This window comes from Mameliella sp. AT18 (genome assembly GCF_028807275.1).
Lineage (GTDB): Bacteria > Pseudomonadota > Alphaproteobacteria > Rhodobacterales > Rhodobacteraceae > Antarctobacter > Antarctobacter albus.
The window spans coordinates 1-2,797 of record NZ_JARAMO010000113.1; the positions used below are offsets into that span (position 1 = coordinate 1).

1 protein-coding gene and 2 pseudogenes are annotated in these 2,797 nt (G+C 60.7%); all 3 read left to right on the forward strand.

Translation table 11 applies throughout. The features are described from left to right. Positions 1 to 434: 434 nt before the first annotated feature. A pseudogene (locus PVW46_RS13385) lies at positions 435 to 662 on the forward strand (ATP-binding protein); the annotation flags it as partial. Between the two features lie 261 nt (positions 663 to 923). Next, positions 924 to 2,471, forward strand: coding sequence for an autotransporter domain-containing protein (locus PVW46_RS13390; RefSeq protein ID WP_069208457.1), 1,548 nt, complete (start codon positions 924 to 926; stop codon positions 2,469 to 2,471). 59 nt (positions 2,472 to 2,530) lie between these two features. Beyond that, positions 2,531 to 2,797, forward strand: a pseudogene (locus tag PVW46_RS13395) (IS6 family transposase); the annotation flags it as partial.

Below are 2,797 nucleotides of genomic sequence, written 5' to 3' on the forward strand. Positions count from 1 at the left end.
GCCGCCGCTCTCGCCGAGTGGCGCGGTCTTTCTGCGGTATAAGGGACAGCTATCCTGTCCTTGCTGAGACGAGTTCGAATTCGTCTGACACCCCATGGACTAGTGCCCCAAGCGATGCCCCAAGGTTGGCGGGGTTATCACACTGAGAGTCTCAAGTATCAGTGTTGCGGCGAGCCAAGGGTTTCCTGATCGCTGATGTGATGCCTGTCCTGACGGCGCCAACCATTTTAGAGGCGGCCCTGCCGACAGGTCCAATGTGATGTCTGGGCGTTTTAGCTCGGTTGTCTGATTGGGACCCGGAAAGCGGACTTCATCAAGGCCAGCGGTCAGATCCGCCGCGCGAAAAGACCGGACAAATGACCGCAACCTGCTTCGATCCACTCCACTCAAGAAATCCTTTGCAAAACTGGAGCTGTCCACGAATGAAACCACATCTCAGCAAGACCGGCGCCGAGCTCTTGTTCGAGCTGATCTCCCAACGATACGAGCGCGGCTCCATCCTGATAACTTCGAACCTGCCCTTCGACGAATGGACGGAGACCTTCGGAACAGAGCGCCTGACAGGCGCCTTGCTTGACCAGCTGACCCACCATGTCAGCATTCTGGAGATGAATGGCGACAGCTATCGCCTCGCACAGAGCAAGGCCCGGCAGAAAACCTGAACCGCATTCGGATTGGTCCTTGCGGACCAAGCCGCCTTGGCAACCGTTAGCTATATGGAGAGCACGTTTGCCAAGGCGCCGGTCCCTCCCAGACTGGCCGACTTTTGCTCCGCCCCGTGGTCGGTTTTCAGGGTGTCGGCACGAAAACCACACCCCCGGATGTTCCTGTTCTTGTGAGAATTCCTGTTTTGCGTGAATATGCTAGGCATGCCTCAGGTTGTGTCGGCCCTGAATTGCAAAGGCATATGTACCGGAGGTATCGTGCGGAGTTTTATTTGTCAGGCGTTCATCATTTTTTCCGGGATCCTTTCCAGCTTCATCCGGTCGATACGGCTTGGCGCCGCGGGCCCGCTGTCGCTGGTCTGTGTCGTCTGCCTCCTCCTTCCCGGGGCGGTCCTGGCCCAGGACCCTGGCGGCACGGTTGGCGATGACCCCGATTTCGACGGCTGGGGCTTTTACTGTGACTACTTTGGTTCGGCCCCTGGCCCCGGCAAGACGGTTCGGAACGTTCTGGCGATCCGTGACAACTGCGCGCCAGACGGAGCAGGGTTCGATCTTGTCGCCGAATTTACCCCCAGCGGTTATCTTGTGGGCTACCGGGTGGCCAATATCACCGTCGGTGACGGTGAGGTACTGCCCTACGAGGATCCGAATACCGGAAACTCAGTCGAAAGCGTATGCCCCGATATGAGTATGCAGGCCCGGGGCTATTACTATCCTGATAAATACTCTTTGAATGTCGGTTGCGAATTTCAATTGAACTTTGAGATCGAGGGACCAGACGGGAAAACGGACTACTATTACCTCTCGGGGCAGATCACGGCAACGTGGGTTCAACGATATGTGCTGAATTATTCGACGTCGGGCCAGATTGTCCGGGTCAGGGGGGCAACGGAGTCGCAGGCGGACCCGATGCCTGCACTGACCACGCGGTTCATGCGGCAGCGAGCCGATACCCTGCTGTCGAGCCAGCCGGACCTGGCACCGCTGCTGCGCGGGGACCGGCGGGCCCGGCACCGGCTGGACTATTCCGATGGTGTCGGTTCGTTCGATCTGCGCCTTGGCGAAGAGGGCCCTGTCTGGGCCGATCTGAACCTGGCCTGGTCCACGCGCGAGGGGGCGGAACTGTCCTATGCCTTCGGGGCGCTGGGGGGGCATGTGGCGCTTGGCGAGCGGACGATCCTTGGCGCGATGCTGCAGCTGGATCATGCCCGGATGGACGATCCCTATGCCGATATCGAGGGGCAGGGATGGCTGGTGGGGCCCTACATGGTCCACCGTGCCGCCGCGGCCCCGGTCTTCCTTGAGGCCCGCCTGCTTTACGGCCGCAGCAGCAACGACATCCACATGGAGAATATCGGCCGGCAGAGCTTTGAGACCGAGCGCTGGCTGGCGGCGCTGAAACTGTCGGGCGAGGTCCGGCGCGGGGCGACGACCTGGACCCCGCTGGTCGAGCTGGCCTACACCGAGGACCGGCACGACGGTTTCGTCGACCTGGTCGGTTACGAGGTTCCGGTGCAGAGCGTGGCGCTTGGCGAATTGACCTTCGGCCTCGGGGTGGTGCATGCACTGACCACGGTGGATCACCTTACCGGAGGGCTGAGCTGGATCGGCAGCCACGAGCGGACCGACGCCGGGATCGCGGCGCTGAACCGGGACGACACCTCGGGCCGCGGCCGGATCGAGCTCGGCTGGGAACACCGCCCGGACGCGGGTCCGGCACTGTCGGTCTCGGGCTACTGGGATGGTATCGGGCGCGGCGGATATGATGTTCAGGGGGTCTCGGTCCGGCTGTTTCAGAACTTCTGATGGGGCAGTGTCAGAAGAACTTGGCTTGCTGCAGGGCAGGGGCTGGCTAACGTTTCGGGATGGCAAAACGCGACCCGTTCAAGTGCTTCAAAACAAGCCCGGAGATCATCCGGCTGGCCGTGATGCTCTACATTCGGTTTCCGCTTTCGCTACGGAATGTCGAGGATCTGCTGCACGAGCGAGGCATCGAGATCGGCCACGAAATCGTCCGGTTTTGGTGGCGCAGATTCGGGCCGATGTTCGCGTCTGAAATTAGAAAACGGCGGATCGAGGCTATGCGTTCAAGCCGTTGGCGAAGGCATCTCGACGAGATCTTCGAGAAGATC